This is a genomic window from Streptomyces sp. NPDC058289, from assembly GCF_042880975.1.
Classification (GTDB): Bacteria; Actinomycetota; Actinomycetes; order Streptomycetales; family Streptomycetaceae; genus Streptomyces; species Streptomyces stoeckheimensis.
Genome location: NZ_JBHVYI010000057.1, coordinates 34,272 through 57,954, shown reverse-complemented (window position 1 = coordinate 57,954; position 23,683 = coordinate 34,272). Strand labels below are relative to the sequence as shown.

General features: G+C 73.0%; 23 protein-coding genes. 6 read left to right on the top strand and 17 right to left on the bottom strand.

The window, feature by feature from the left end:
* Window positions 1-156: 156 nt before the first annotated feature.
* On the bottom strand, window positions 157-693 hold the full coding sequence (locus tag ACFVX6_RS26720; protein WP_389695556.1) for a TerD family protein: 537 nt from the start codon (window positions 691-693) through the stop codon (window positions 157-159).
* A gap of 148 nt (window positions 694-841) precedes the next feature.
* On the bottom strand, window positions 842-2,002 hold the full coding sequence (locus tag ACFVX6_RS26715) for a hypothetical protein (protein ID WP_389695554.1): 1,161 nt from the start codon (window positions 2,000-2,002) through the stop codon (window positions 842-844).
* A gap of 250 nt (window positions 2,003-2,252) precedes the next feature.
* On the opposite strand from ACFVX6_RS26715, the gene ACFVX6_RS26710 reads away from it, so the two are divergent.
* On the top strand, window positions 2,253-3,068 hold the full coding sequence (locus ACFVX6_RS26710; protein ID WP_389695552.1) for a glutamate ABC transporter substrate-binding protein: 816 nt from the start codon (window positions 2,253-2,255) through the stop codon (window positions 3,066-3,068).
* Here the strand turns inward: ACFVX6_RS26710 and ACFVX6_RS26705 are convergent.
* Together ACFVX6_RS26705 and ACFVX6_RS26700 are read right to left on the bottom strand one after the other, a co-directional pair.
* Window positions 3,052-4,017, bottom strand: coding sequence for an SMP-30/gluconolactonase/LRE family protein (locus ACFVX6_RS26705; protein WP_389695550.1), 966 nt, complete (start codon window positions 4,015-4,017; stop codon window positions 3,052-3,054). The genes ACFVX6_RS26710 and ACFVX6_RS26705 overlap by 17 nt on opposite strands.
* Window positions 4,018-4,142: 125 nt before the next feature.
* The gene (locus tag ACFVX6_RS26700; RefSeq protein ID WP_389695548.1) at window positions 4,143-4,715 is read right to left on the bottom strand and encodes a DJ-1/PfpI family protein; all 573 of its coding nucleotides are present in this window, start codon (window positions 4,713-4,715) and stop codon (window positions 4,143-4,145) included.
* 248 nt (window positions 4,716-4,963) lie between these two features.
* On the opposite strand from ACFVX6_RS26700, the gene ACFVX6_RS26695 reads away from it, so the two are divergent.
* Window positions 4,964-5,776: an endonuclease I family protein gene (locus ACFVX6_RS26695; protein ID WP_389695546.1), complete on the top strand. Its 813-nt coding sequence runs from the start codon at window positions 4,964-4,966 to the stop codon at window positions 5,774-5,776.
* Window positions 5,777-5,800: 24 nt separating this feature from the next.
* On the opposite strand, the gene ACFVX6_RS26690 is transcribed toward ACFVX6_RS26695, so the two are convergent.
* The 4 genes from ACFVX6_RS26690 to ACFVX6_RS26675 all read right to left on the bottom strand — a co-directional run bounded on the left by ACFVX6_RS26690 (window position 5,801) and on the right by ACFVX6_RS26675 (window position 9,822).
* Entirely contained in the window at window positions 5,801-6,202 is a 402-nt protein-coding gene (locus tag ACFVX6_RS26690) for a GNAT family N-acetyltransferase (protein WP_389695562.1), read from the bottom strand.
* Between the two features lie 156 nt (window positions 6,203-6,358).
* Window positions 6,359-8,029 (bottom strand): glycoside hydrolase family 20 protein, encoded by a 1,671-nt coding sequence (locus ACFVX6_RS26685; protein WP_389695544.1) that lies wholly within the window; start codon window positions 8,027-8,029, stop codon window positions 6,359-6,361.
* 80 nt (window positions 8,030-8,109) lie between these two features.
* On the bottom strand, window positions 8,110-8,544 hold the full coding sequence (locus tag ACFVX6_RS26680) for a heme-binding protein (RefSeq protein WP_389695542.1): 435 nt from the start codon (window positions 8,542-8,544) through the stop codon (window positions 8,110-8,112).
* Window positions 8,545-8,595: 51 nt separating this feature from the next.
* Window positions 8,596-9,822, bottom strand: a complete 1,227-nt coding sequence (locus tag ACFVX6_RS26675) for an MFS transporter (RefSeq protein WP_389695540.1) — start codon at window positions 9,820-9,822, stop codon at window positions 8,596-8,598.
* A 188-nt stretch (window positions 9,823-10,010) separates the two neighbouring features.
* Between ACFVX6_RS26675 and ACFVX6_RS26670 the strand changes: the two genes are divergently transcribed.
* Entirely contained in the window at window positions 10,011-10,466 is a 456-nt protein-coding gene (locus ACFVX6_RS26670) for a MarR family winged helix-turn-helix transcriptional regulator (RefSeq protein WP_389695538.1), read from the top strand.
* A 49-nt stretch (window positions 10,467-10,515) separates the two neighbouring features.
* A complete protein-coding gene (locus ACFVX6_RS26665) occupies window positions 10,516-11,319 on the top strand; it encodes a sporulation protein (RefSeq protein WP_389695536.1) in 804 nt (267 codons plus the stop codon).
* A gap of 16 nt (window positions 11,320-11,335) precedes the next feature.
* On the opposite strand, the gene ACFVX6_RS26660 is transcribed toward ACFVX6_RS26665, so the two are convergent.
* The 6 genes from ACFVX6_RS26660 to ACFVX6_RS26635 all read right to left on the bottom strand — a co-directional run bounded on the left by ACFVX6_RS26660 (window position 11,336) and on the right by ACFVX6_RS26635 (window position 15,662).
* Window positions 11,336-11,866 carry a GNAT family N-acetyltransferase gene (locus ACFVX6_RS26660; RefSeq protein ID WP_389695534.1) on the bottom strand — a complete coding sequence of 177 codons (531 nt, stop codon included), beginning with the start codon at window positions 11,864-11,866 and terminating at the stop codon, window positions 11,336-11,338.
* Between the two features lie 9 nt (window positions 11,867-11,875).
* Window positions 11,876-12,082, bottom strand: coding sequence for a hypothetical protein (locus ACFVX6_RS26655; RefSeq protein WP_389695532.1), 207 nt, complete (start codon window positions 12,080-12,082; stop codon window positions 11,876-11,878).
* A gap of 120 nt (window positions 12,083-12,202) precedes the next feature.
* Complete coding sequence (locus ACFVX6_RS26650) at window positions 12,203-12,826, bottom strand: hypothetical protein (protein WP_389695530.1); 624 nt, start codon at window positions 12,824-12,826, stop codon at window positions 12,203-12,205.
* Window positions 12,823-13,488 (bottom strand): SigE family RNA polymerase sigma factor, encoded by a 666-nt coding sequence (locus ACFVX6_RS26645; RefSeq protein WP_389695528.1) that lies wholly within the window; start codon window positions 13,486-13,488, stop codon window positions 12,823-12,825. The genes ACFVX6_RS26650 and ACFVX6_RS26645 overlap by 4 nt, the downstream gene beginning before the upstream one ends.
* 8 nt (window positions 13,489-13,496) lie before the next feature.
* Window positions 13,497-13,958 carry an LPXTG cell wall anchor domain-containing protein gene (locus tag ACFVX6_RS26640; protein WP_389695526.1) on the bottom strand — a complete coding sequence of 154 codons (462 nt, stop codon included), beginning with the start codon at window positions 13,956-13,958 and terminating at the stop codon, window positions 13,497-13,499.
* Window positions 13,959-14,123: 165 nt separating this feature from the next.
* Complete coding sequence (locus ACFVX6_RS26635) at window positions 14,124-15,662, bottom strand: PLP-dependent aminotransferase family protein (RefSeq protein ID WP_389695524.1); 1,539 nt, start codon at window positions 15,660-15,662, stop codon at window positions 14,124-14,126.
* Window positions 15,663-15,691: 29 nt separating this feature from the next.
* Between ACFVX6_RS26635 and ACFVX6_RS26630 the strand changes: the two genes are divergently transcribed.
* Together ACFVX6_RS26630 and ACFVX6_RS26625 are read left to right on the top strand one after the other, a co-directional pair.
* The gene (locus ACFVX6_RS26630) at window positions 15,692-16,738 is read left to right on the top strand and encodes a DMT family transporter (RefSeq protein WP_389695522.1); all 1,047 of its coding nucleotides are present in this window, start codon (window positions 15,692-15,694) and stop codon (window positions 16,736-16,738) included.
* Window positions 16,739-16,770: 32 nt separating this feature from the next.
* Window positions 16,771-17,694 (top strand): helix-turn-helix domain-containing protein, encoded by a 924-nt coding sequence (locus ACFVX6_RS26625; protein WP_389695520.1) that lies wholly within the window; start codon window positions 16,771-16,773, stop codon window positions 17,692-17,694.
* On the opposite strand, the gene ACFVX6_RS26620 is transcribed toward ACFVX6_RS26625, so the two are convergent.
* The 3 genes from ACFVX6_RS26620 to ACFVX6_RS26610 all read right to left on the bottom strand — a co-directional run bounded on the left by ACFVX6_RS26620 (window position 17,672) and on the right by ACFVX6_RS26610 (window position 23,644).
* Window positions 17,672-21,109 carry an endo-alpha-N-acetylgalactosaminidase family protein gene (locus ACFVX6_RS26620; RefSeq protein WP_389695518.1) on the bottom strand — a complete coding sequence of 1,146 codons (3,438 nt, stop codon included), beginning with the start codon at window positions 21,107-21,109 and terminating at the stop codon, window positions 17,672-17,674. The genes ACFVX6_RS26625 and ACFVX6_RS26620 overlap by 23 nt on opposite strands.
* A 267-nt stretch (window positions 21,110-21,376) precedes the next feature.
* A complete protein-coding gene (locus ACFVX6_RS26615) occupies window positions 21,377-22,702 on the bottom strand; it encodes an MFS transporter (protein WP_389695516.1) in 1,326 nt (441 codons plus the stop codon).
* A gap of 228 nt (window positions 22,703-22,930) precedes the next feature.
* Window positions 22,931-23,644: an alpha/beta fold hydrolase gene (locus tag ACFVX6_RS26610; RefSeq protein WP_389695514.1), complete on the bottom strand. Its 714-nt coding sequence runs from the start codon at window positions 23,642-23,644 to the stop codon at window positions 22,931-22,933.
* Between the last annotated feature and the right edge of the window lie 39 nt (window positions 23,645-23,683).

The following is a 23,683-nucleotide window of genomic DNA, read 5'->3' as shown; positions in this document are numbered from 1 at the left end:
GGGGCCCCCCCCCCCTCACCGGGCCGGCCCCCCGCCCGGCGGCCCGGGGTGGGCGGGGGGCGCGCCCCCCCCCCCCGCGGCGGGGGCCGACCCCCCCCGGGTGCCCCCCCCCCACCGGTCCGTGCGGCTGTCCGGGCTGCCGTCCGTGCGGCCGGCTCAGTTCCGGGCCGCGCCCATCGCCCGGGCGAACTCCTCCGGGTCGGCGTCGAAGCCCCGTACGGCCGGATCCAGGGACCAGACCCCCGCCTCGTCGCGGGTGAACTCGGCGACCGTGACCGCACTCGCCGCGCCGAAGCCGGTGAGGTCGTCCACGGCGAGATCGGTGTAGCCCTCCCGGATGCGCAGGCCCTTCCCCGCGACCTCGGCGAAGGTCAGCGCCGGGCCGCCGCCCGGCCGCTGGATCACCACTCCCACCACGACCCGGTTCAGCTCGACCGCGATCCGGGTCAGTTCGAGGGTCATGACCTCGTCGAAGCCCAGCCCCAGACCGGTCCTGCTGTCCCGGTTCAACGTGATGGTGCCGTCGGGCGACCGGCTGCCGAAGTGCACCAGGTGGACGGGCTCCCCGTACGGATCCGCCGCGGCGTAGACCGCGGCGAGCAGGTCGAGGTCGTGGACGGGCGCTCCCGCCGGGCTGGGATCCCACCGCAGCGCGATCTCCACCTTGGCCAGGCCCTTGCGTACTCCGCTCACCGAACTCCCCCTCCGACCACCGTGTGTTGCCCGCCCATGCTGTCACGGGACCGGCCCCGGGGGTCGAACGACCGTACGTTCCCGGCCAGTCCGGGGCACGGGTCGGCGGGTCCGCGGGGCCGGCCGGGGCAGCGGGGACCCGCGCCGGCTACCAGTCGCCGTCCTGGACCGGCTTGCCCGGCCGGGGAGCGTTCCCCAGGGGTGCGACCTGGCCGGGAGCGGGTTCCGCCCACGGAGCCTCGTCGGTACCGAGCCATTCGCCCACCGGCTGCACCCGGCCGAGGGTGTCGGAGGGGGCGAGGTCGGCAGCGGCCTCGTCGTAGTAGTCGAACCACGGCAGCCCCGCCTTGGTGTAGGCGGCCCGGTCCACCGGCGAGGGCGGCGGCTCCTCCCCGGTGATCCGGCGCCATGCCGGAGGGGTCACCAGGTGGACGAAGACCCGCGCGGCCGGCTCGCCCGCCCAGTCCTTCGCCTTGCGGTCGTCGCGGTACACCTCCTGCCGCATGGAGCCGCCGACGCCGAGCCCCATCGCCGGGGCCGCCTGCGGGACCGGCCCGCCCCTCGAGCGCCGCTGGGGGCCCGCAGCCGCGGCCGGGGCCGCGGGCGCTCCGGGCGGCCCGCCCGGCGCCGGTGCCGCCATCGGCGCCGGCATCGGCATCCCCGGGGCCGCTCCGTAGCCGCCGCCCCCGTAGCCGCCCGGATGGCCGCCCGGCGGCACGATCCCGTAGGGAACGGCGCCGACCCGGCCGGTACCGGCCGTGCGCGCCCGCTCCTCCTCCCGCCACCGCTCCAGCGCCTTCGCTCCGAGCGGGAAGGCCTGGAGCTGCACGCCGCCCGCGGTCTCCTCACCGGTGACCTGGCCCTCCACGGTGGCGCCGAGCCCCAGCGGGACGGCGACGAACTGGCGGACCGTACCCGTGCCCGAATTGATCCCGTCCAGCCACGGCTGGCGCGGCAGCACGAGGTAGTTCTGCGGCCTGCGCCCGAGCGTGCCCGTCCACCGCTCGCCGGAGACGGCGCACACCTTGCCGACACCGACCTGGAGCGCGGTGGGCTCCCGGGTCCCGCCGAAGCTGAGCCACATCGCCTCGCGGAGGTACACGGGGAGCATCACCCCGCCCTTGGCGAGCCAGTCCGCCGGAACCGTGTCCGGATAGTCCTCCACCCGCCGCAGCGGAAACTCCCCCAACCCCGGGGGCAGATTGTGCGTACCGGTCTCCGGCAGCCGCAGCGTCCGCATGAACCGGACCTGCGCCCCCTCGCCCAGCAGCAGTGCGTTCCCCTCGACCCGTACCCCGCCCTTGGCCACCTGACAGGCTCCTCTCCCGTTCAGAACCGGATTCGCCGCAGGATCTGCCGCCGTTCCGGATCGTTACCCTCAAGATTTGCTCAGATGCCGTGACACTGCGCCCGACACCTTCCTAGCTTCCTCATATACGCGTCCACCAGCCCGTGCGGTTCCCCGCGCCCCGGGCCGGTCCCGGTGCGCTCCGCGCGCTCCCGCGCGGTCCGCCCGCCCGCGACCCCGCGTATCCGCGTACCCCAGGAAAGAGTGCAGCATGAAGGTTCCCAAGGCCGGTGCCATCGCCGCAGTGATCGGTCTCTCTCTGACCGCATCGGCGTGTGGCGGTGACGATGACCAGGGGACCCTCGCCATCGGCATCAAGTTCGACCAGCCGGGCGTCGGCATGCGGGAGCCCGACGGGAGCTTCACCGGTTTCGACGTGGACGTGGCGACGTACGTCGCCAAGGAGCTCGGCTACTCGAAGGACCGGATCGTCTTCAAGCAGGTCCTCAGCAACGACCGCGAGCTCCTGATCGAGTACAACGAGGTCCAGATCGTGGCGGCCAGCTACTCGATCAACGACAAGCGCAAGCAGAAGGTCGACTTCGCCGGCCCGTACTTCCTCGCGCACCAGGACCTGATGGTCCGCGCCGACGACCCCACGATCACCAAGGCCGAGGACCTCAACGCCACCGGCAAGAGGCTGTGCTCGGTGACCGGCTCGACTTCGGCGGAGAACGTCAGGAAGAACCTGGCCCCCAAGGCGAGCCTCCTGGAGCTCGGCGGCTACTCCGAATGCGTCGTCGCCCTCAAGGACGGTCTGGTGGACGCCATGACCACGGACAACTCCATCCTGGCCGGCTACACCGCCCGCAAGGGCAACGAGGGCAAGTTCCGGCTGATCGGGCTGAGCCTGAGCAGCGAGAACTACGGGATCGGCATGAAGAAGGGCAGCACCGAGCTCCAGGCCAAGATCAACAACGCGATCCGCAAGATGGTCGAGGACGGCACCTGGGAAGCGGCCGTGAAGAAGAACTTCGGCCCGAACTACAAGTACGAGGCCGCGCCCGCCATCACAGCGGGCAGCTGACGACCGTCGAGGCGGTGGCCGGGTCCGACCAGTCGGCGTCGAAGCGGGCGTTGACCACGTAGAGCCGGCCGCCGTACACCGCGGCCGTCGTCGGCTCGTCGAAGCGCGGGTCGGTGATCCGTGAGACGAAGCGGGCCCGCCGGCCGTCCCCGCTCAGGGTGAACACGTCCACGGCATAGGCCCAGTTGCGTACGACGTACAGCGTCCGCCCGTGCACCACAAGCCCGTCGCCGTTGCCCACGGAGCCGCCGTCGAGCAGGGTCCGGGTGGCGGCGCCGGTGCGCGGGTCCACGCGGAACAGCGCCTCGGCGGTGTCGTGCACCACGAGCAGGGCCTGACCGTCGGGGGTCCGCGCGATCCCGTTGGCGCCCCAGTGGGCACCGCCGGGCGGGACCGGGTCCCACTCTCCGCCGAGCCGCAGGGTGCGGGGGGCCGCGCCGGGGCCGGTGAGGTCCCGGCCGACGGGCAGGAAGTACAGGACGTCCGCGAAGGAGTCGGTGAACCAGGCGCCGCCGCAGCCGACGACGGCGTCGTTGACGAAGGCGGTGCCGGTCGCGGCCTGGTGGGTGGCCAGAACCCGCCCGTCCCCGGCGTCGATCACCCGGATCTGCCCGCTGGCGCCGCCCGCGACCAGCAGCCGGCCGTACGGGTCGAGCTTGAGGCCCACCGCCATCGGACCCTCGCCCCGGGTGACGATCCGCCCCGCGCCGGTGGTGAGGTCGAAGCGGTAGACCGAGCCGTCGAGCAGTGAGCCCGTGTAGGCCGTGCCGCGCGCGGAGACGGCGATCCCCTCGGGCTGGAAGCCCGCCGGGATCGCCACCGTGTCGGGCCACGGTGGCCGGGCCGCCTCCTGCGCGCGGGCGAGCGGCGCCCCGGCTCCGATGACCGCGGCGCCTCCCAGCGCCGCGGCCGCACCGATGAACCCTCGCCGTCCCCATCTTCCCGTCATGACTGACCCCTCTCAACTGCCGTGCGCAATAGGTGGGTTGACGCCCACACCCCACCACATCGATTGCGCTCCCCGGCAGTCCCCGGCGGCCCCGGTCAGGATCCTTCACAAGGGGACGGCGAAGCTCAGCCTGCCGAAACCGGGGCCTTGGCGCGCAGGACGGTCAGGAACTCCCGCATCCAGGCGGAGTGGTCGGGCCAGGCGCGGGCCGACACCAGCGTGCCGTCGACCACGGCCTCGGAGTCCTCGAACGTGGCGCCGGCCGCCTTCACGTCCAGCTCCAGCGCCGGATAGGCCGTGACCCGGCGGCCGTCGAGCGCACCCGCCGCGGCGGTGATCAGGGGGCCGTGGCAGATCTGCGCGATCGGCTTGTCGTCGCCGGCGAAGGCCGACAGGATCCGCCGCACCTCGGGGTCGTTGCGCAGGTACTCCGGGGCACGTCCGCCGGGCACGACCAGCGCCGCGTACTCGCCCGGGTCCACGTCGGCGAAGGCGATGTCGGCGGGCCAGGTGTAGCCGGGCTTCTCGGTGTAGGTGTCGAAGCCGTCCTCGAAGTCGTGTACGACGAACCGCAGCTTCTTCACCGCCGGCGCTGCGATGTGGACGTCGTACCCCTCCTCGATCAAGCGCTGGTAGGGGTAGAGGACTTCCAGAGATTCCGCCGCGTCGCCGGTCACGATGAGGATCTTCGGTGCCATGGGCTGCTCCTGGTAGGGCTGTTCACGGTGTGGCCCCCGCCACCGTGCCCGTACCGCCCGGTCCTGCATAGGGATTCTTGCGCCATTCACCCGCACGAATCCCCCGCATGACGCGCGTAGAAAATCCTGCCTCCGGACACGTGCTTTTTACCTGTAGGGCACATGACAATGTGAATCTCGCTCTGCCACCTGATGCCCCGCCAATTCCCCGGGCGGGGGCGGTGCGTGTGGAGAGGTACCCCCACGTGATGAGAATCTCGCGCCTTGCTCCCTGGGCAGCCGGCCTCGCGGCCGCGTCCCTCGTACTACTGCCGGCCTCTGCCTCGGCGGGCCAGCAGAACGAGGCCGCCCCCACGGCGGCTTCGGCCTCCGTCGCCGTCGACACCTACTACGCCGCCGCCGAGGGCAAGACCGGCGCCGCGCTGAAGACGGCGCTGCACAACATCATCAAGACCCAGTCCAAGGTGACGTACGACGGCGTGTGGAGCGCCCTGAAGGTCACCGACCAGGACCCCGCGAACTCCAACAACGTCATCCTGGTCTACTCGGGCCGCTCGCAGTCGAAGTCCACCAACGGCGGCGGCGTCAACGACTGGAACCGCGAGCACGTCTGGGCCAAGAGCCACGGCGACTTCGGCACCGCCACCGGCCCCGGGACCGACCTGCACCACCTCAGGCCCGAGGACGTCACCGTCAACAGCACCCGCGGGAACAAGGACTTCGACCTGGGCGGCGGCCCGGTCTCCGAGGCCCCCGGCAGCCTGACCGACTCCGACTCCTTCGAGCCGCGGAACGCGGTCAAGGGCGATGTCGCGCGCATGCTGCTCTACATGGCCGTGCGCTACGACGGCGGTGACGGTTTCGCCGACCTGGAGATGAACGACAAGGTCAACAACGGCAGCGCGCCCCTCTTCGGCAAGATCAGCGTCCTGAAGCAGTGGAACCTGCAGGACCCGCCGGACGCCTTCGAGCAGCGCCGCAACCAGGTCATATACGACACCTACCAGCACAACCGCAACCCGTTCATCGACCACCCGGAGTGGGTCAACTCCATCTGGTAGGCGCGCGCCGGGCCCCTCGGCGCCCTACTGCACGCCGAGGGCCATCCACTTCTCCGGTGCCGCGAGCGGCTCGAAGCCGACCTTCGCGTACACCTCGTGGGCGTCCGCGGTCGCCAGCAGGATCCTGCGCAGCCCGTACGGGGCGAGGTGGTCCCGTACCGCCCCCGCCAGGGCGGTGCCCAGCCCCTTGCCCCGTACGCCCCGGTCCACGTACACGTCGCAGAGCCAGGCGAAGGTGGCGCGGTCGGTGATGACGCGCGCGTAGGCCACCTGGAGGCCGGACACGACGTCGTAGACCCCGAAGTTGAGCGACCCCTCGATGGCGGCGTCCTGCTTCTCCCGGCTCCGGCCGAGTGCCCAGTAGGCGTCCTCGGACAGCCACCGGTGGATCAGCTCCCGGTCGAGGCGGCCGGGGTCGGTGGACATCTCGTATCCGGTGGCAATCCCACGGCCGGTGGAAACCTCATGACCCTCCGGCGAGGGCAGCGCGCTGTCGTCCATGCCCGCATCCAAGCAAAGCGGACGGGACCCGGCCAGCGGGTTTCGACAGCCGAGACGCCGAAACGCCGAGATGCCGCCGCACTACAGCCGGCCGGCCAGGGCCTTGAAGGTCGGCCAGTCAAGGGCCGGGGGGCGGGAGTCCCAGACCTTCTGGGACAGGGCGGCGAGTGGCAGCCGGATGCCGGCCGCGACCTGGGCCTGGGTCTGGGATCCGGCGAGATCGCACCAGACGGCGAAGCGCGCGCCCAGGATCTGCCCGGCGTACCGCGCGGGCACGGCCGTGGTGCCGCGCAGGACGAGCGGGGTCCACTGCTCGTAGATGCGCCGGCCGTCGGGGTACGTGAACTGGTTCGGCTCCCCCAGCACGTAGTAGAGGTACTCGTCGTTGAGGTTGACCACCTTGCGGCCCTCGCGCAGGTACTCCAGCGGCGGCCGGGCCCCGTTCTCCTTGCCCGTCCAGTACTCGACCTGGATGTCCCGGGCCGGTTGGGCGAGCCCGCCGGTGAAGAAGCCGTCGTTCCAGGCCGCCGGCGCCCGGCCCGCCGAACGGACCACCGCCGCGCGGTCGTTCAGCCAGCCCGTCGCCAGGTCCTGGACCCGCGCGGTGGGCCCGTACCGCTGCCGCGCGGCGGCCGTGAGCTTCGGGAAGGAGGTCTGCGGATCGCGGTAGACCAGGGCCTGGTACTCGTCGGCGCCCACGTTCCAGATCGCTCCGGGGAACAACGGCAGGTACTCGCGCAGGAGTTCGTCGACGAGTTTCGCCGCCGCCGGGTTCGCGATGTCGACCGCACCCTTGACCGCCCGGCCCTGGACGTCGCGCAGTTGCAGCCCGGGGTACGCGCGCAGCACCGCTCCGAGGTGCCCGGGCGAGTCGATCTCGGGGACGACCGCTATGTGCAGGCGGGCGGCGAGCCCCGTGATGCCGCGCACCTGCGCCTTGGTGAGGTGGGGGGTGGAGACGATCTCGGGGTGGGTGTCGGACTCGATCCGGAAGGCCTGGTCGTCGGAGAAGTGCAGGCCGAGCTGGTTCAGCTTCAGGTCGGCCATCTCGCGCAGCCGGTCCTCGATCCAGTCCGGGGTGAAGTGCTTGCGGGCTATGTCGAGGTTGAGCCCGCGCTGTGGCTTGGCCGGGGCGTCGCGCACGGTGCCTTCCGGGGCCGAACCGCCGCCGCTCACCTCCTGTTTGAGGGTGCGGGTGCCGTAGAACACCCCGGCCTGGTCGGGTCCGGTGATGCGGACCTGCCCGTTGCTCACGGTCAGGGTGTACGACTCGGGAGTGCCGGAGCCCTTCGACCCGAGGGCGAGTTCCACGTCCCCCTTGCGCGGGGTGGCCGATTCGGCGAATCCGATGCCCAGTTCCCCGGCGAGCAGCTTGCCCTCGTCCGCCAGGGCCGCGCTGTCGGCCGGCGGTACGACGACCCGCGCCTCGGGGGCGGGCCGCCAGCCGGGGCCGCGGGCGGGCACGTGTTCTCGTACGGCGGGGACGGTGCGCGGGGCCTTGGACAGCGGAAAGGCGGGCGTCGGCGAGGGCGCCGGGGCTTGCGGGGTGGCCGGGGTCGCGGCGGGTGTCGTCGCGCTCGGCTCGGTGCTCGGCGGGGTGCTCGGCGGGGTGCTCGCCGCTGCCGGGGCCCGGGCCTCCCCCGGGCCGGGCGCCCCGGACGCACAGCCGGGCACGGCGGCAAGGGTGACCAGCGCGGCGACGGTTGCCGTCGCGATGACGTGGCTCCGCCCGTACTGCTTCGTCTGCCGCATCACGCACCTTCCCCGTACCAACCTGGCACGGGGGACGGCGGTGCGCGACCGGAGGCAGAGGTCGGGCCGGGACGCAGGGGTCAGGCCAGGGCGCCGAGCGCGGACTCGGCGAATCCGTGGTCCTGGGCCGGGGCTCCGCCGCCGACGCCGATGGCTCCGACGAGCCGGCCGTCGCGGTGGACCGGCAGCCCGCCCGCGATGAACAGCAGCGGCCGGTCCAGGGCGGTGGGCAGCGTGTGGAAGGGGCCGCCGGGCTGGACGGCGTCGACGAGATCGGCGGTCGGGGCGTCGAGCTGCAGCGCCGTGAAGGCCTTGCGGGTACTGGTCTCGCCCGAGATCAGGACGGCCCGGTCGTCGCGCCGGAAGGCGAGCGGGTGGCCGCCCGCGTCGAGCACGGTGACGCTGACCGCGACCCCGGCGGCGCCGGCGGCGGCCGTGGCGGCGACGACGAGCGCCTCGGCGTCCGCGGTGGTCAGGGGGGCGACGGCGGTGCGGGTGGAGGTGGGGGTGGACATGCGGGTCTCCTATGACGTGGGGGGATGCGGGGCGGTACGAGGGGCGGTGGATCAGTGGTGGGCCGGGGCGGCGGCGGCCGCCGGGGCTCCGGCCGCAATGACCCGGCTGCCGCCTTCGCCGCCCGCGCGGGTCCCCGTACGGCGCTCCAGCGCGCCGGATACCAGGGCGAGGGCGAGCGCGGAGGCGGCCAGGGCCGCGCCGACCCAGTTCGGGGCGGTCCAGCCGAGTCCGGCGGCGATGACGAGCCCGCCGAGCCAGGCGGCGAGGGCGTTGCCGAGGTTGAAGGCGCCGATGTTGACGGCGGAGGCCAGGGTGGGGGCGCCGGCGGCCTGGTCGAGGACCCGCTTCTGCAGCGGCGGCACGGTGGCGAAGCCGAGGGCCCCGATGAGGAAGAGGGTGACGGCGGCGCCGGTCCGGGTGTGGGCGGTGAGGGTGAAGGCGGCCAGGACCACGGCGAGCGCGCCCAGGGAGGTGTACAGCATCGGCATCAGCGCGCGGTCGGCGAAGCGGCCGCCGACGAGGTTGCCCGCGACCATGCCGAGGCCGAGGAGGACGAGCAGCCAGGTGACGGAGGTGTCGGCGAAGCCGGCGACGTTGGTCATCATCGGGGTGATGTAGGTGATGGCGGCGAAGACCCCGCCGAAGCCGAGGACGGTCATCCCCATGGCCAGGAGCACCTGCACGTTGCGGAACGCGGCCAGCTCGTGGCGGATCCGTACCCCCTCGGGGCGGGGCAGGTCGGGGACGAGCCGCGCGATGCCGAGCAGTCCGAGGAGGCCGAGCGAGGCGACGATCAGGAAGGTGACGCGCCACCCGAGGTGCTGGCCGACCAGGGTGCCGAGCGGGACGCCGACGACGTTCGCGACGGTGAGGCCGGTGAACATCATGGCGATGGCTCCGGCCTTCTTCTCGGGGGCGACGAGCTCGGCGGCGACGACCGCACCGATGCCGAAGAAGGCGCCGTGGGCGAGGGATGCCACCACGCGCCCGGCGAGCATGACGCCGAAGGCGGGGGCCAGCGCGGAGACCACGTTGCCCACGATGAACAGGCCCATGAGCAGCATCAGCATGCGCTTGCGCGGGATGCGGGTGCCGAGCACGGTCATCAGCGGGGCACCGAGGACCACGCCGAGTGCGTAGCCGGTGACCAGGAAGCCGGCGGTGGGGATCGAGACGCCGTACGTGCCGGCGACCTCGGGGAGCAGGCCCATGATCACGAATTCGGTGGTGCCGATCCCGAAAGCGCCGATGGCGAGTGCGAGGAGTGCGAGAGGCATGAGGGGTGCCTTTCAGGAGCTACAGGAGCTAGCAGGGGCTTCAGGGGGGAGGAGGGAGGCACCGAGCCTGGCGATTGCCGCAGCGGGTTGCCTGCGTCCACATTAATTGCAGACGCGGGATATTTGCAAGCGCGGGCAATTGCAGACGTGCCCTATCCTGGAGCCACACGCCTTCGAGGAGGACGCCCATGACGGCCACGGACAGCGCACTCACCGCCCTCTCCCAGGGCTGGTGCGCCCTCTCCCTCCTGCACGGGCGCATCGAGACGCACATCGAGCGCGCTCTCCAGGCGGGACACGAACTGAGCGTGCGCGAGTACTCCCTGCTCGACGTCCTCAGCCGCCAGCACAGCGGCCCCGGCGGCCACCTGCGCATGCACCAGGTCGCGGACGCGGTGGTGCTCAGCCAGAGCGCGACGACCCGGCTGGTCAGCCGGCTGGAGGACCGCGGGCTACTGAGCCGCTACCTGTGCGACACGGACCGTCGGGGCATCTACACCGACGTCAGCCCGGCCGGCCTGGCGCTCCTGGCCGAGGCCCGCCCCACCAACGACACCGCCCTGCGCGAGGCCCTGGACGAGGCGGAGCGCACTCCGGAGCTCGCCCTGCTGGTTGCCGCGGTACGGAACACCCCGGCGTCCTGAACCCGCCCTCGGCAACTGCGGTTCCGACACCGCCTACTAGCCTGCCCCCATGGTCTTCAAACGTCTGTTGGGCAGGGGCGGGATACCGCTCGAAGTGGATACGGTGGTCGAATCCGGACCGGTACGACCGGGTTCGGTTCTTCGCGGGGAAGTGGTGGTCCGCGCCCCCGACCGATCTGTGGAAGTGGAATCCGTACGCCTCGAGCTCGTCGTCGGACGGAAGTCGGGCAACACGGAGTACGACGACCGGCCCAGCTTCGGTCATCCGAGCGTGTCCGGCTGGTTCACCCTGGAGAAGGGCGAGGAGAAGCGGCTGCCCTTCCGGCACCGGCTCCGGTGGGAATCCCCGGTGTCCGAGGTCAACGGGCAGGCCCTCGGCGTGTTCCTCGGCCTGAGCACCGAGGTGGAGATCAAGAACGGGTCCAAGGGACAGACCGACCACGACCTCGTGCACGTCGCCGCCCTGCCCCTGCACGAGGCCGTCATCGACGCCTTCGCCGTCGAGGGCTACCTGTGCGACACGGCCCGGATCGACGACTCCTCCATTCCCCGAACCGAGTCGCACCTCTACCTCCGACAGAGCTTCCTGCTCGTCGACCGCCTCGGCCGGGACGGCCGTCCGCGCGAGCTGGAACTCACCTTCTTCACCAACTCCGTCGGCTGCGAGATCTACCTCCGCAAGGCGGCCCTGGACACGGAGGACTGGCGGGACAAGCCTCCGGCACTGCGGTACGTGGCCGCCCACCACGACATCAGCCGGGTCGACTTCGCCGGCGAGGCCCGGCAGTGGATCGCCGATGTGTCCGTGTTGCGCAGCCACCACTCCGGCGAGGCCGACGAGGACGACTACTGACCGGCTCCCACGGGTTCTAGACCCGCTGGGCCAGTACCTGGCCCGGCCAGGTGCCGGAGAGGAACGGGTCGGTGCGGATGAAGCCGTTGCGCTCGTAGTACGCAACCAGTTCGCCCGTACCGCCCGCCCAGCAGTCGACCCGCAGCAGTTCCACGCCGGCCCGCCTGGTCTCCTCCACGGCCCGGGCCAGCAGTCCGGCACCGATGCCCTGGCCGGCGTACCGCCGGTCGGAGACCAGCAGCCGGACGTACCGCTCGGGTTCGCCGGCCGGTGCGATCATCGGCATCTTCGGGCTGGGCCCGGAGTCCAGCACCAGGGCGCCGACGGGCACCCCGCCCGACTCCGCGATGTACGGGGAGTTCTCGGTCATGTAGCCCTCGACCCGCTCCACCCCGCCGGGAATGCGCGAGTACGGGGTCGTGCCCCATTGCTCGGTGTTCCCACGGGCGTTCATCCAGGCCACTGCCCCGTCGAGCATGTCCAGTACGGCCTTCACGTCGGCCGGGCCGCCCGGCCTGATGCGTATGTCGTGTGTCGTGTCGTTCACGGCGGAAGCTTAGGACGTGCCCCCCGGTCGGACGCTAGGCGATTTCGCGGTGCGGACCTCCGAGTGCTCGATGAAGGTGTGGATCCGCCGCAGGAGGACCTCCGCCCGGGCTTCGGAGGGGATCCGGTCCTCGGCGTCCAGGTGCTGGGCCAGGCAGGCCGTGGCGAGGTCGACGGCGACCGCGCCGAGCCGGGCCCCGACGACACCACTGACCACATCCCGCGCCCCCCGTTCGCATGCTGCGGCAGGATCCAAGGATGCGGCCAACGGACCACCACCGGCGCATGGTTGCGGCCCGCGTGCCGCACCGAACGGACCGCTTCCCGCCCCGCTCCCTCAGCGGCGGCCCGGCGAAGCCGTCGGCGGCGGGGACGAAGCCGAGGCCGAGGGCTGCACTGCGGAAGCCGACGGGCCCGACCGAGCGGAGGGGACGGAACTCGGCTGTGGCGCAGCCGTACCGGTCTCCGGAGCCCGCGACGGGCTCACCGTGGGCACGTACGAGGTCGAGGGCGAAGGCGAAAGCGGCGACGGCGACGGCGACACGGAGGGGGAAACGGACGGGGACGGACCGCCCGGAACCGGCCCCGGAGCCGAGCCGGTCGGCGAGGCCGAAGGCGGCGCGGCGGGCGGCACGGGGACAGGGCCCGGGCGGACCGGAGCGTCCGGCGCCAGTACGGCGTACCCCACCACCACCGCGGCGGCCGCCGCCAGCCCCGCCAGGGGCAGCGTGAAAGCGCGCGGCCAGGCCCACGGCAGGCGCAGCACGCCCGGCCCGGGCGGCTGCGCCGGGCGCAGTTCGCGCACGGTGATCCCGCCCGCGCGGGCGTCGAGGGCCTGTCGCAGCCGGTACTCCACCGGCCGCTCGGCCGGCGTCCCGGAGGGCCGGTGCGCTCCGACGGGCCCGTACGCATCCGACGGCTCCCGGCCCGGCCCCGTGGGCGGCTCCTGTTCGCGCGTCATATCCGACCCTCCAGAATCCGTTCCAGCGCGTCCAGCCCACGGCTCGCGTTCGATTTGACGGCCCCTCGGCTGATCCCCAGCGTCTCGGCTATCTCCGCCTCGCTGAGGTCGGCCCAATAGCGCAGCACCAGGACCTGCCGCCGCCGCGGCGTCAGCCGCCCCAGCGCGGCGAGGACCTCGCGGTGCGCCTCGTCGAGGACCACGGACGCCTCGGCGGAGGGTACGTCGGCGGGTGCCTGCGGGGTCCACGCGCGGGCGGTCCGGCGGCGACGCAGCACGGAACGGGCCGTGTTGACGACGGCCGTGCGCAGGTAGCCCAGCGCGTTGTCCACCTCCGTGATCCGCTCGCCGTGGCGCCGGTACAACGCCGTGAAGGCGTCCTGCACCACGTCCTCGGCGGTCCCCAGATCGTCCACCAGCAGCACCGCCAGCCGGACCATCCGCAGCCGGTGGGCGTGGTAGAGCTCGGTCACGGTGGGCGGCGGGCCGCCCGCCTCGGATGGGTGGCCGTACGTGTACCCGTGCCGGTACGGCTCCGACGGCGCGGGCGGGGCCTGCGCGGAGGAGGAGCGCTCACGGCGCAACAGGAACGACCACAAGCCCCGCCGCGGCCGGTCGAAACCGGACGCGACGGGGCCCGCGGGGAATGCGAGGTGGAGCACGGGGGTCCTCAGCCGTTGGCGCGGCGCCGCACGGTGTACAGGGTCGCGGCCCCGGCGGTGATCAGCACGGCGGCCCCGGCGCCGAGTGCGGCCGTGGTGGCGGAGGAGCCAGTATGCGCGAGCTCGGGCTCGCCGGGCGAGGAGGGGGCGGCGCTCGGAGCCGCGCTGGGTACGGCGGTCGGGGTCCCGTTCGGTGCGGCGGTCGGCGACACGCTCGGGACGGCGCTGGGGGCCGCGGACGGCTTGGTGCCCGGGGGCAGGCTCACCGAAGGCGCGGGGGCGGAGGGGACCACGCTCGGTGCGGTGCTCGGCGTGGCCGTCGCCGGGGCGGGGGCGGGTGCGGTCGGCGAGGCGGACGCCCCCTGTGCGGCGGAGGCCGGCCCGGCCAGCGCGACGGCCACGCCGGCGGCGGCTACGGCGAGGCCCGCCGCCCTGCGGACGGACAGCGGGGCGCGCTTCAGGTTCTTCACGGTGGTTCTCCACGGTCGGCTGCGGGGGCGCGGGATCACGCCCTTCACCCCCGCACGACGCGCGAGTCCCCGGGAGGTTGCCGCCGTTCCCGAAAAACTTTTCGCAACACCGGCCGCCGCCCGCTCGGGCCCGGCGCGGACCAGGCCTGTGCGGCGCGGACCCGGCTACCCCCGTAGCCCTCGCAGAGCCGTGCCGATGACGGCCACGCCCTCCTCGATCTCCCCGACCGAGCCCGCGGCGTAGCCGAGGACCAGGCCCGCGGGGCCCGGGGTGACCCGGTGCCAGGACAGGGGGTGCGCCTTGACCCCGAGGTCGAGGGCTGCGGCGGCGAGGGCCGCGTCGTCCAAGCCGGCGCCCTGGCCGTCGGTGCCTTCACCGGCCCCCTCGAAGGTGACCATCAGGTGCAGCCCGGCCGCCGCCCCGTGCACCCGGGCGCCGGGCAGTTCGGCGGCGATCGCGCGGAGCATCGCGTCCCGGCGGGCCCGGTGGCGCCGGCGTACGAAGCGCAGGTGGCGCTCCAGCTCCCCCGATGCCATCAGCCGGGCCAGCACCAGTTGGGCGAGTACGGGATTGCCGAGGTCGGCGTAGCGCTTGGCCTCGATCACGGCGTCGAGCCGCCGCGGCGGGACCAGCAGCCAGCCCAGTCGCAGGGCGGGGGCGAGGAGTTTGGAGACGCTTCCGGTGTAGCAGACGGCCTCCGGGAGCAGGGCCCGCAGGGCGGGGACGGGGGCGCGGTCGTAGCGGTGTTCGGCGTCGTAGTCGTCCTCGATGACGACTCCCCCGGCCGCCGCCCAGCCGAGCAGCTCGCGACGGCGTTCCCCGTCGAGGACGACCCCGGTCGGGAACTGGTGCGCCGGTGTCAGCACCACCGCCTGGGCCGGGCCGGCCGCCAGGGCCGCGGTGTCGATGCCGCCCCCGTCCACCGGTACGGGCAGGATGCGCATGCCCCCGTGTTCCAGTTGCCGGCGCGTGCCGAGCGAGCCGGGGTCCTCGACCGCCACGCGCCGTACGCCTTCGGCGCGCAGCACCTGTGCCAGCAGTCCGAGCGCCTGCGCCACGCCCGCCACGACGACCACCTCGTCGGGGTCGGCACGGATCCCCCGGTTCAGGGCGAGCCAGCCGACGATCGCCTCGCGCAGCGCGGGGGTGCCCTGCGGGTTCCCGTAGCCGAAGTCGGCGGGGGTGAGCTCGGCGAGGACCCGGCGCTCGGCCTGGAGCCAGGCCGTACGCGGGAAGGCGGCCAGGTCGGGCGCCCCGGGCGAGAGGTCGATCCGGCCCGGGGCCGCGCGCAGCGCGTCGACGAGGGCGCCCCATTTCCTCGTCGAGAAGGGATCGGCCGGATCCGGGACCGCGGAGCGCGCGGGCCCGGACGGGGGGCGCCGCCCGGTCACCGGCGCGGCCACCACGACCGTCCCCGCACGGCCGCGGCCGTGCACCTGGCCGGTCTCCGCCAGCCGCTGGTACGCCTCGGTGACCAGCCCCCGGGAGACCCGCAGCTCGGCGGCGAGGACGCGGCTGGCGGGGAGCCTGCTGCCGACGGCGAGCGTGCCGTCGGCGATGGCCTCACGGAGCCGGTCGGCCAGCCAGTCGGTACGGCCGCCGGCCGGGGCACGGCCGATGTCCAGCTGGAGGAAGTCCGACCCCGCGGTCTCGGTTCCCACTGTTTCGGACCCCTCGTTGGCGCTCACTTTGGACCTGTCCACCAGTCCATTGTGGCGCCAGGCTCGAAGGCATGAGCACCTCACGCCCTTCACTCGCTTCGCGCCCTCCGCACTCCTCGCCCCGGCATCTGCGCGATCTCGCCCCCGGTATCGCCGGCATGGCACTCGTCGGCAGCAGCGTCACCGTCTCCCGCTCCCTCGTGGACGCCCCGCTCTTCGGTGTGCAGGCCGTCCGCTACGCGATGGCCGCGCTGCTCCTCTTCGGCCTGGCCCGCCTCGCCCGGGTGCGGATCACCGCGCCGCGCGGCCGTGAGTGGCTGTGGCTGGCCGGGGTCGCCGCTACCGGGCTGGTGCTGTTCAACGTGGCCGTCGTACGGGGCGTGGCGCACGCGGAACCGGCCGTGATCGCCGTCGCCGTGGCCTGCGTACCCGTCCTGTTCGCGGTGATCGGCCCGCTGATGGAGGGCCGTGCGCCCAGCCGCCGGGTGCTGCTTGCCGCGCCGGTGGTGGTCGCGGGAGCGGTGCTGGTGGAGGGAACGGGCCGGACGGACGCGGCCGGGGTCGGGTGGGCGGCACTGGCGCTGGGCTGTGAGGCGGGCTTCACCCTGCTGGCGGTACCGGTGCTGAGGCGCCACGGGGCGTGGGGGGTGTCGCTGCACGCGGTGTGGATGGGCGCGGTGATGCTGGCGGTGCTCACGGTGTGCGTCGAGGGGCCCGCGGAGCTCGTGTCCGTGAGCCCGCGCCAGTGGGCCGCCGTCGGCTACCTCGCCGTGATGGTGACGGCGGTGGCGTTCCTCCTCTGGTACCGCACGGTGGCCGCGGTGGGCTCCGGCCGGGCCGGACTGCTGACCGGGGTGGCCCCGCTCGCGGCGGCGGGCGCGGGAACCGTCACCGGGGGCGGGGTCCCGGGGCCGGCGGTGTGGCTGGGCCTGGCCGTGGTGGTCGCCGGGCTGGCGGCGGGTCTCCGGCCGGAGCGGGCCCCGGGCGGGCCGGCGGGCGCGCGGCCCGCGCCGGTCCCGGTGGCAGCCGTCGCGCCGGCGGCAGCGGTCCCACCGGTGGCACCCGTAGCACCGATCGCGCGAAAGCCCCGTAACGCCCAGGAGTCCGCGGCCCCTTGAGCACGCCCTGCCTTGTGGATCACAATCCGCAGATGGCAACGCCTCCGTACAGCAGTTGGATGCGGTACTTCTCGCCGACCGCCAACCACCGCCGGCTCGGTCTGGTGTGCCTCGGTGTGGGGGTGCAGCAGGGCGAGCTGCCGGTGGTCGGCCCGCGCGTGCTCGACCACCACGTCGCGGTGGTGGTCTGCTCCGGCCGGGGCTGGTTCAGCCACGGCGGGCGGGCCCCGCAGCCGGTGACGGCCCCGGCGCTGCTGTGGCTCGTGCCCGGGGTGGAGCACCACTACGGCCCCGATCCGCAGACGGGATGGGACGAGTGCTTCGTGGATTTCGCCGGCCACAGCGTGGAGGCGTACACCGACCTCGGCTACGTCACCCCCGACCGGCCGCTGGTCCCGCTCAGCGGCACGGCCGGGGTGCGGCACGTGGTCGACGGGATCGTCCGGGCGGCCCGCCTCGGCGGCCCCCTGCTGGAGGTGGAGGCCGCCGCGGCCGTGCACGGGCTGCTCGTCGCGCTGCGCTACGCCCGGGCCGGGGTGTCTCGGCACGGGGACACCGTGATGGACACCCTGGCCCGGGACGCGCTGCTGCCGATCTCGGTGGCCGAGCACGCCGCCCGGCTCGGGATGAGCCTCCCCGAACTGCGCGGGGCGGTGCGGGGCAGTACCGGGGAGGGGGTCAAGGAGTACCTCCTCGGTATCCGCCTGAGCCGGGCGAAGGAGCTGCTGGCCCGGACCGACCTGCCGGTCGCCGGGGTCGCCCGGCGGGTCGGTTACGAGGATGCCGCCTACTTCAGCAGGCTGTTCAGCCGCCGGGTGGGCGTGGCGCCCGTCCGGTTCCGCCAACAGCAGTCGGTGCAACAGCAGTCGGCGCGATGGCTCCTTTCGCCCCCGGAGCCGTCGCCCCCGGAGCCGTCGCCGTGGGAAGGACCCGTCACGGCAGGTAGCCGATGTTGAGTTCCGCGACCGCCGTCCACGGATTGCCCGAAACCTCCCTCGTGGCCTTGAGCTTGACGTAGCGCGCGGTGCGGGCCGTGAAGGCGACGTCCTGCTGGGCGGTGGTGTTGGCGAAGGTGCCGGAGGCGGCCGCCGTTCCCCAGGTGACGCCGTCGGCGGAGGTGAGGACCTGGTAGTCGGCGATGCGCCCGTTGCTCTGCGTCTGCCGGGGCAGGTAGTGCAGGGCGGAGACGTTGTACGAGGCGCCGAGGTCGAGGGTGATCTCGTGCGGCATCGGCGCGGTGGCCTGGTACCACTGGGTGTGCCAGATGGTGGCGCTGTCTCCGTCGAGCACGTTGGCCGCGGCGCCGTTCTCGCCGGCGGTCTCCTGGCTGTCGACCGCCTTGACGCTCATCTGTGCCTGCGGCACGAGGAGTTCGCCGCCGGTCCCGGATCCCAGGTCGTCGACGGCGAGGTCGTCGAGGATGAAGTCGGCCTCGTTGTGGGAGCCTTCGCCGGTGACCTTCCGTACGCCGATCCAGGCGTCGGTCCCCGCGGTGAAGGTCTTGGTGAAGGTGGTGGCCGTCCGGGCCTGGTCCAGCGCGGTGGCCGTCTCGGTGCTGCCGGAGCCGGTGATGAACTGGTAGTCGCCGCCGAAGCCGTTCTCGTAGCCGAAGGTGACCTTGTACGAGCGGCCGGGCGTCAGCCGCAGGGTCTGCGGGAGGGTGCGGTAGACCAGGCCCTGGCGCTCCTCGTGCGATTTCAGCGAGTTCTGCCCGCTGATCACGTCGTCGACCAGCTTTCCGCTCCAGCCCGCCTGGGTGTACGGGGCGTTGCGCTGGGCGATGTGGGTGCGCGGGTCGGTGGCCGAGCCGCCGGCGCCACCGAAGGCGAAGGGGCCCCAGCCCGCGTCGACGTTCTCGAAGTCCTCCGTGAACCAGTGGCCGTTCAGCGGGGTGCGGGCGGAGCGGACGACCCGTACGTCGTCCAGGTAGACGGTGCCGGAGCCGGAGGCCGCGGACAGCTTGAGGGTGGCCGCCGACTGCCCGGTGGGGACGTCGAAGAGCACCTTCATGCGCTGCATCTTGGTGCCGTTCTTCTCGCTGCCGCCGAGGTTGTTGGTCAGCGTCGAGGAGTCGGCGTAGACGGAGGCGGCCGTGCCTCCGGCCGGGGTCACGGTCAGGGTGGCGGCGCGTCCGGTCGGGGTGGAGACCCAGACGGAGGCGGCGTAGGTGCCGGGGGTGAGTCCGGTGAGCTGCTGGGAGACCGCGGGCGCGGTGCTCGCGGCCATCGTGAGCTCGTTCTGCCCTTGGGCGTTGCGGGTGACGGCGGCGCCGGAACCGGTGACGGTCCAGGCGTTCAGGTTGCCGGAGAAGAAGGAGGGGTCCTTGACGGGGGCGCCCTGGCCCCAGTTCGGGTCGGCCTGGGCGGGGGCGGCGCCGTTGGTGACGACGTAAGCCGTCTTCGCGGCGGCGTTGATGGTGACCTGCCCGCCGGTGACGGCCAGGTCTCCGACCAACTGGCGGCCGGTGTCGGTCAGTTTGTACAGCTTGGGCAAGGACCAGCCGGCCGGCAGGGTCCAGGTGGTGGAGGCGGCCTTGTCGTTCCAGTGGTAGAGCTTGCCGTCGCGCGGGAGCAGGTAGGCGGAGCCGTCGAGGACGGTCCGGCCGGCCGTGGTGATCTTGCGGGTGTTCCCGGAGGTGGTGACGGTGGTGCCGTTGGCGAGGGTGACCGTGTTGGCGGTCCACTTCACGATCGGGGATTCCTGGAGGTACTTGGTCGGCAGGTTGGTCGCGAAGGTGGTGGAGAGGAAGGAGGTGAAGTCCCGCTTGCCCTGCCAGCCCTCGTAGGCGGTGATCTCCGCGCCGCCGAGCAGCGGGTTGGCGGCGATCCAGTCGTCCTTGGTGTGGTTGGCGATGAAGCGGGCGATGTTCGAGTTGATGCCTTTGAGGTCGGTGCCGCCGTAGTTGACGTCGGTGGCCCAGTGGTGCCAGAGGGACTGTCCGGTCATGGAGGCGGGGAACTCGGTGGCGAGCTGGTAGCCGAGCCCGCCGATCTCGCGCTCGAGCTTGCGCGAGAGGTAGCCGTCGCCGTACCAGACGTCCACGTAGAGGAAGTCCAGGCCGGGGGCGGCCGCCTTGAGGTCCTGGAGCCGCTTCAGGCGCCCGCCGGACTGTCCGTCCTTGCGGGTGTCCACGTAGTACGACTGGTCGAGCCAGTCCCAGCCGAGGCCGCCGGTCTGGTGCGCCGGGTCGAAGGTGGCCGAGACCGGGTACTCCTCGGTGGCGTTGATGTGGACGCCGAAGTCGGCGTTGTAGGTGTGGCCGACGGTGGTGAGGGTGTTCAGGTCGGTGGCGCCGCCGAGCTTGGAGCCGATGTTCTTGTAGTCCATGTGGGCCGAGTCGTGGCCCTCGGAGGCGTACCCCTTGAGCAGGACGAACTGGCCGAGGCCGTCGGTGGCGAGGTTGACCCGCTTGGTTTCGTCGAGGGTCTCGGCGAAGGGGTGGGTGGCCGCGGAGGCGAAGTTGAAGGGGATGCGCTGCACGACCCGGTCGGCGGTCTGCTGCCAGCCGGTGGGAGCGGTCCAGATGTCGCGGTAGGCGACGGCCGCGTCCTGCCAGTCCACGGTGGAGTCGGCGTTGCGGTCGGCCGTGATCGCGACCCGGACGTAGGGCAGCGGCTCGGTGTCGCCGTCGGCTGCGCCCGAGGCCCGGTAGAGCCAGGATCCGCTCCACAGGCCGGCCCGGCGGTAGGTGCCCTTGTCGGTGACCTGCTTGCTGATCCGGCCGTTCTCGTTGGCGGTGCCGCCCGAGGGGGCGTCGTAGTACGAGTTGGAGTCGATGGCCGCGGCCAGTTTCCCGGTGTTGGCCAGCCCGTACATCACGGTCGTCGCGGAGGCGTCCACCGGGGTGCTCGCGGTGATCGGGGTGAAGGTGTCCCCGGTGCCGGTGGTGGCGGTGTGCATCTTCGCGGTGGAGAGCGCGGCGCCCGTCTGGTTGCTGCGGACGCTGACGAGGTTGTGGTTGGGGATGGCGAAGCTGCGGACGCGCAGGGCGGCCGTGTCCTCGACCGCCGTGACCTTGAACTCCACCACCGAACCGGTCACCGAGAGCCGGGACCTGATGGTCACTCCGGAGAAGGCCAGCGCGTAGTCCACGCCGGAGGCGGAGGGGGAGGCGGTGACGGTGGGGGTGTAGGTGGTGCCGTTGACGACGATCGCGCCGATGGTGTCCTCGTTGCCGTTCAGCACGTCCCCGGTGGCGGTGCGGGTGTAGCTGATGACGCGGGGGAAGGCGCTGTCCACGCTGACGGACAGCTCGGGCGAGGTGATCGTCACGGGGCCGGCCGCCGCGGCGGGGGCGGCGGGCACGGCCACGACCAAGGTGGCCACGAGACCGGCCACCGCGGCTGCGGCCGGCCAGAGGGGGGTTCGCATCGGACCTCCGGGAGTCGGCGCTTCCTGGGCGGAAGACCGCACACCGTGGAGGCCGGCGGTCCGCTCACTGACCTGACAGCCTGCGGACCCCGGCCCGGCAGGCCCATGGACAAAGCCGCACCCCGTCCTGGACTTATGTGACGGGTGGGTCGGGTGGGCGCACGCAACCGCGGCCCGGCCCGCACCGAAGGACACCGCTAGGGCCTGTCGTCAAACTCCCGTCGTCGCCCGAAGGGCGGCCTCGCGGCGGGAGTTTGACGACAGGCCCTAGACCGGCTCGACTCCCTCCACCTCCCGGGAGGTCGGGTACGAGGCTGCGGGCTCGCCGCGCCGGATCCACAGCAGGGCGCCCGCCAGGAGCAACGCGCCCCCCGTCAGCCAGGGCAGCGGGCCCCGCGGCAGCACGCCGACGAGCAGGCCCGTGAGCGCCCCGGTCAGTTGCAGGGCGAGGGACTGGACGGACAGGGCCGTGGCCCGTCCCGCGCTCGGCACCCGGCGGTGCAGGAGGTCGTTCTGGCTCGGGCCCGCCGCGCCGAGGCCGAGGTACACCAGCCCGTAGCCGAGGATCGCGAGGACCAGCGCGGCCGGGCCCGCCGCCACGGCGGTGGCGCCGAGCAGGAGCAGTCCGCTCGCGCCGGCTCCCAGACCCAGCAGCACCGCGCGCTCGCCGCTGCCCGCGAGCCGCGCGGTCAGCGGCGCGAGGTGGTTCCCGAGTCCGGAGCAGAGGAATCCGGCGCAGGCGAGCACGGCGAAGAGCATCGCGCCCGATTCCGGCGCCCCGGTGAACGACGCGGCGCGGCCCGGTGTCAGCAGTTCGAGCGCGGCGAGCGCGCCGCCCGCGGCGGCCGCGCTCAGGAGCACCCGGCGGATCAGCGGATCGCGGCCGCCCAGCCGTACTCCCTCGGCGATGGTGGCCGGGATGCCGTGGAGGACGGAGCGCAGGGTGCTCGGCGGGCGGGGCGGCTCGGGGAGCGCGGTGAGTACGTAGAGCACGAAGGCCGTTTCCACGACCGCGCCCAGCAGCGGTGGTGTGGAGAGCGGGAGCACGAGCCCGGACGTCGCCCGGCTCAGCCAGGTGGCGACTCCGTCGCCCCGGGCGAGCAGCCAGGGGAGCGCGCCCCCAAGCAGGGTGCCCGCCGCGAGCGCGGCGGAGACCGCGGAGCCGCCGCGGGCCAGTCCGGTGCGCAGTTCGGCGTCGGGGCCGGAGTGGGCCTGGACCGTGTCGACGTACCAGGCCTCGGCGGGCCCGCTGGACAGCGCGCGCCCCGCGCCCATGAGGGCCATCCCGAGGGCGAGGACCCAGGGCGCGGTGCCCAGGCCCTGGAGGGTGAAGGCCGTCAGGTTGAGCAGGCCTGCCGCGGCCAGCACGGCGCGGCGGCCCAGCACGTCGGAGAGTCCGCCGGTGGGCAGTTCCAGTGCGGCGGCGGTGACGGAGTGGGCGACGAAGAACGCGGCGACTGCGGTCAGGGACATTCCGCGCTCGGTGAAGAGCAGGATCAGCGGGCTGACGGCCAGGCCCACGGGGAACCAGTAGAGGACGCAGGCGGTCACGTAGCGGCGTCCTGCGGTGCGCGGGTCCAGGGGCCCGATCACGTCGCGGCCCCGGCGGCCGCGGAGCCGAGGTGGGCCGACGCGGGTTCGAGTGCGCGTTTGAATTCTTCGCAGATCATCACGGGAGGTTAGAGCCCGGTCGCGGTGATCGCCAAGAGCGGTTCGGCGGAACGCCCTTCGGCGTCCTAACACCGCGCATACCTGCGTCGCCGAGGGATCCGCTGCACCATCCCGGACAAGGTCGACCAGGCGACCGTCCTCATAGTGCTCTCACTCCACGGCAGCACTGAGGAGAATCTGCGCCAACTCGCGCGGCTGGGAGAACATCGGCCAATGGCCGGTGTCCATCTTGACCAGCCGCCAGCGCTTGCCGTTCAGCAGCTCAGCCACATCTTCGTCGGGCTCGGCGTCGTCAGGCTCGGCCCCTGGCATCACGCACAGGATGTATGTCGCCGGAAGTTCACCGAGCGGCCCCGACAGCACAGCGGGCTCGGTCAGCGTGGCACCTGGGTGAGGCGTCGAGCCACGCACGAGGCGTGCGATCTGCTCATCGGTGAGACCCTCGCCGTCGTAATGAGCAGCTGGCGCGACCGGCCAAAACCCTCCGCTCTCGGCGATCGATGCCTCCACTGCCGCCCCGCCGTCCGGCCAGGCGGAGACAAACGACTCGCCGTCAGTTGGAACGCTTGAGTCGACGAATACCACGCGGGCCAGTCGGTCACCGATCCGCTCCGCGGCCTGACCTACCGGGATGCCCGAGTAGCTGTGACCCACCAGGACTACGTCACGCAGACCCTGGCGTTCCACCTCGGCAACGATGTCCTGGACGTGAGTCGCTTGCCCCGCCGGTACACCCTGCTTGTCAGCAAGACCGGACAGCGTCAACGGATAGACGCCATGGCCAGCCGCGCGCAGATACGGCACCACCTCGCCCCACGCCCACGCCCCGAGCCGCGCACCTGCAACCAGCACGAAATTCGCCATGCCGGCACCGTAGCCGGGCAGCCTGACGATCTCCTGGAA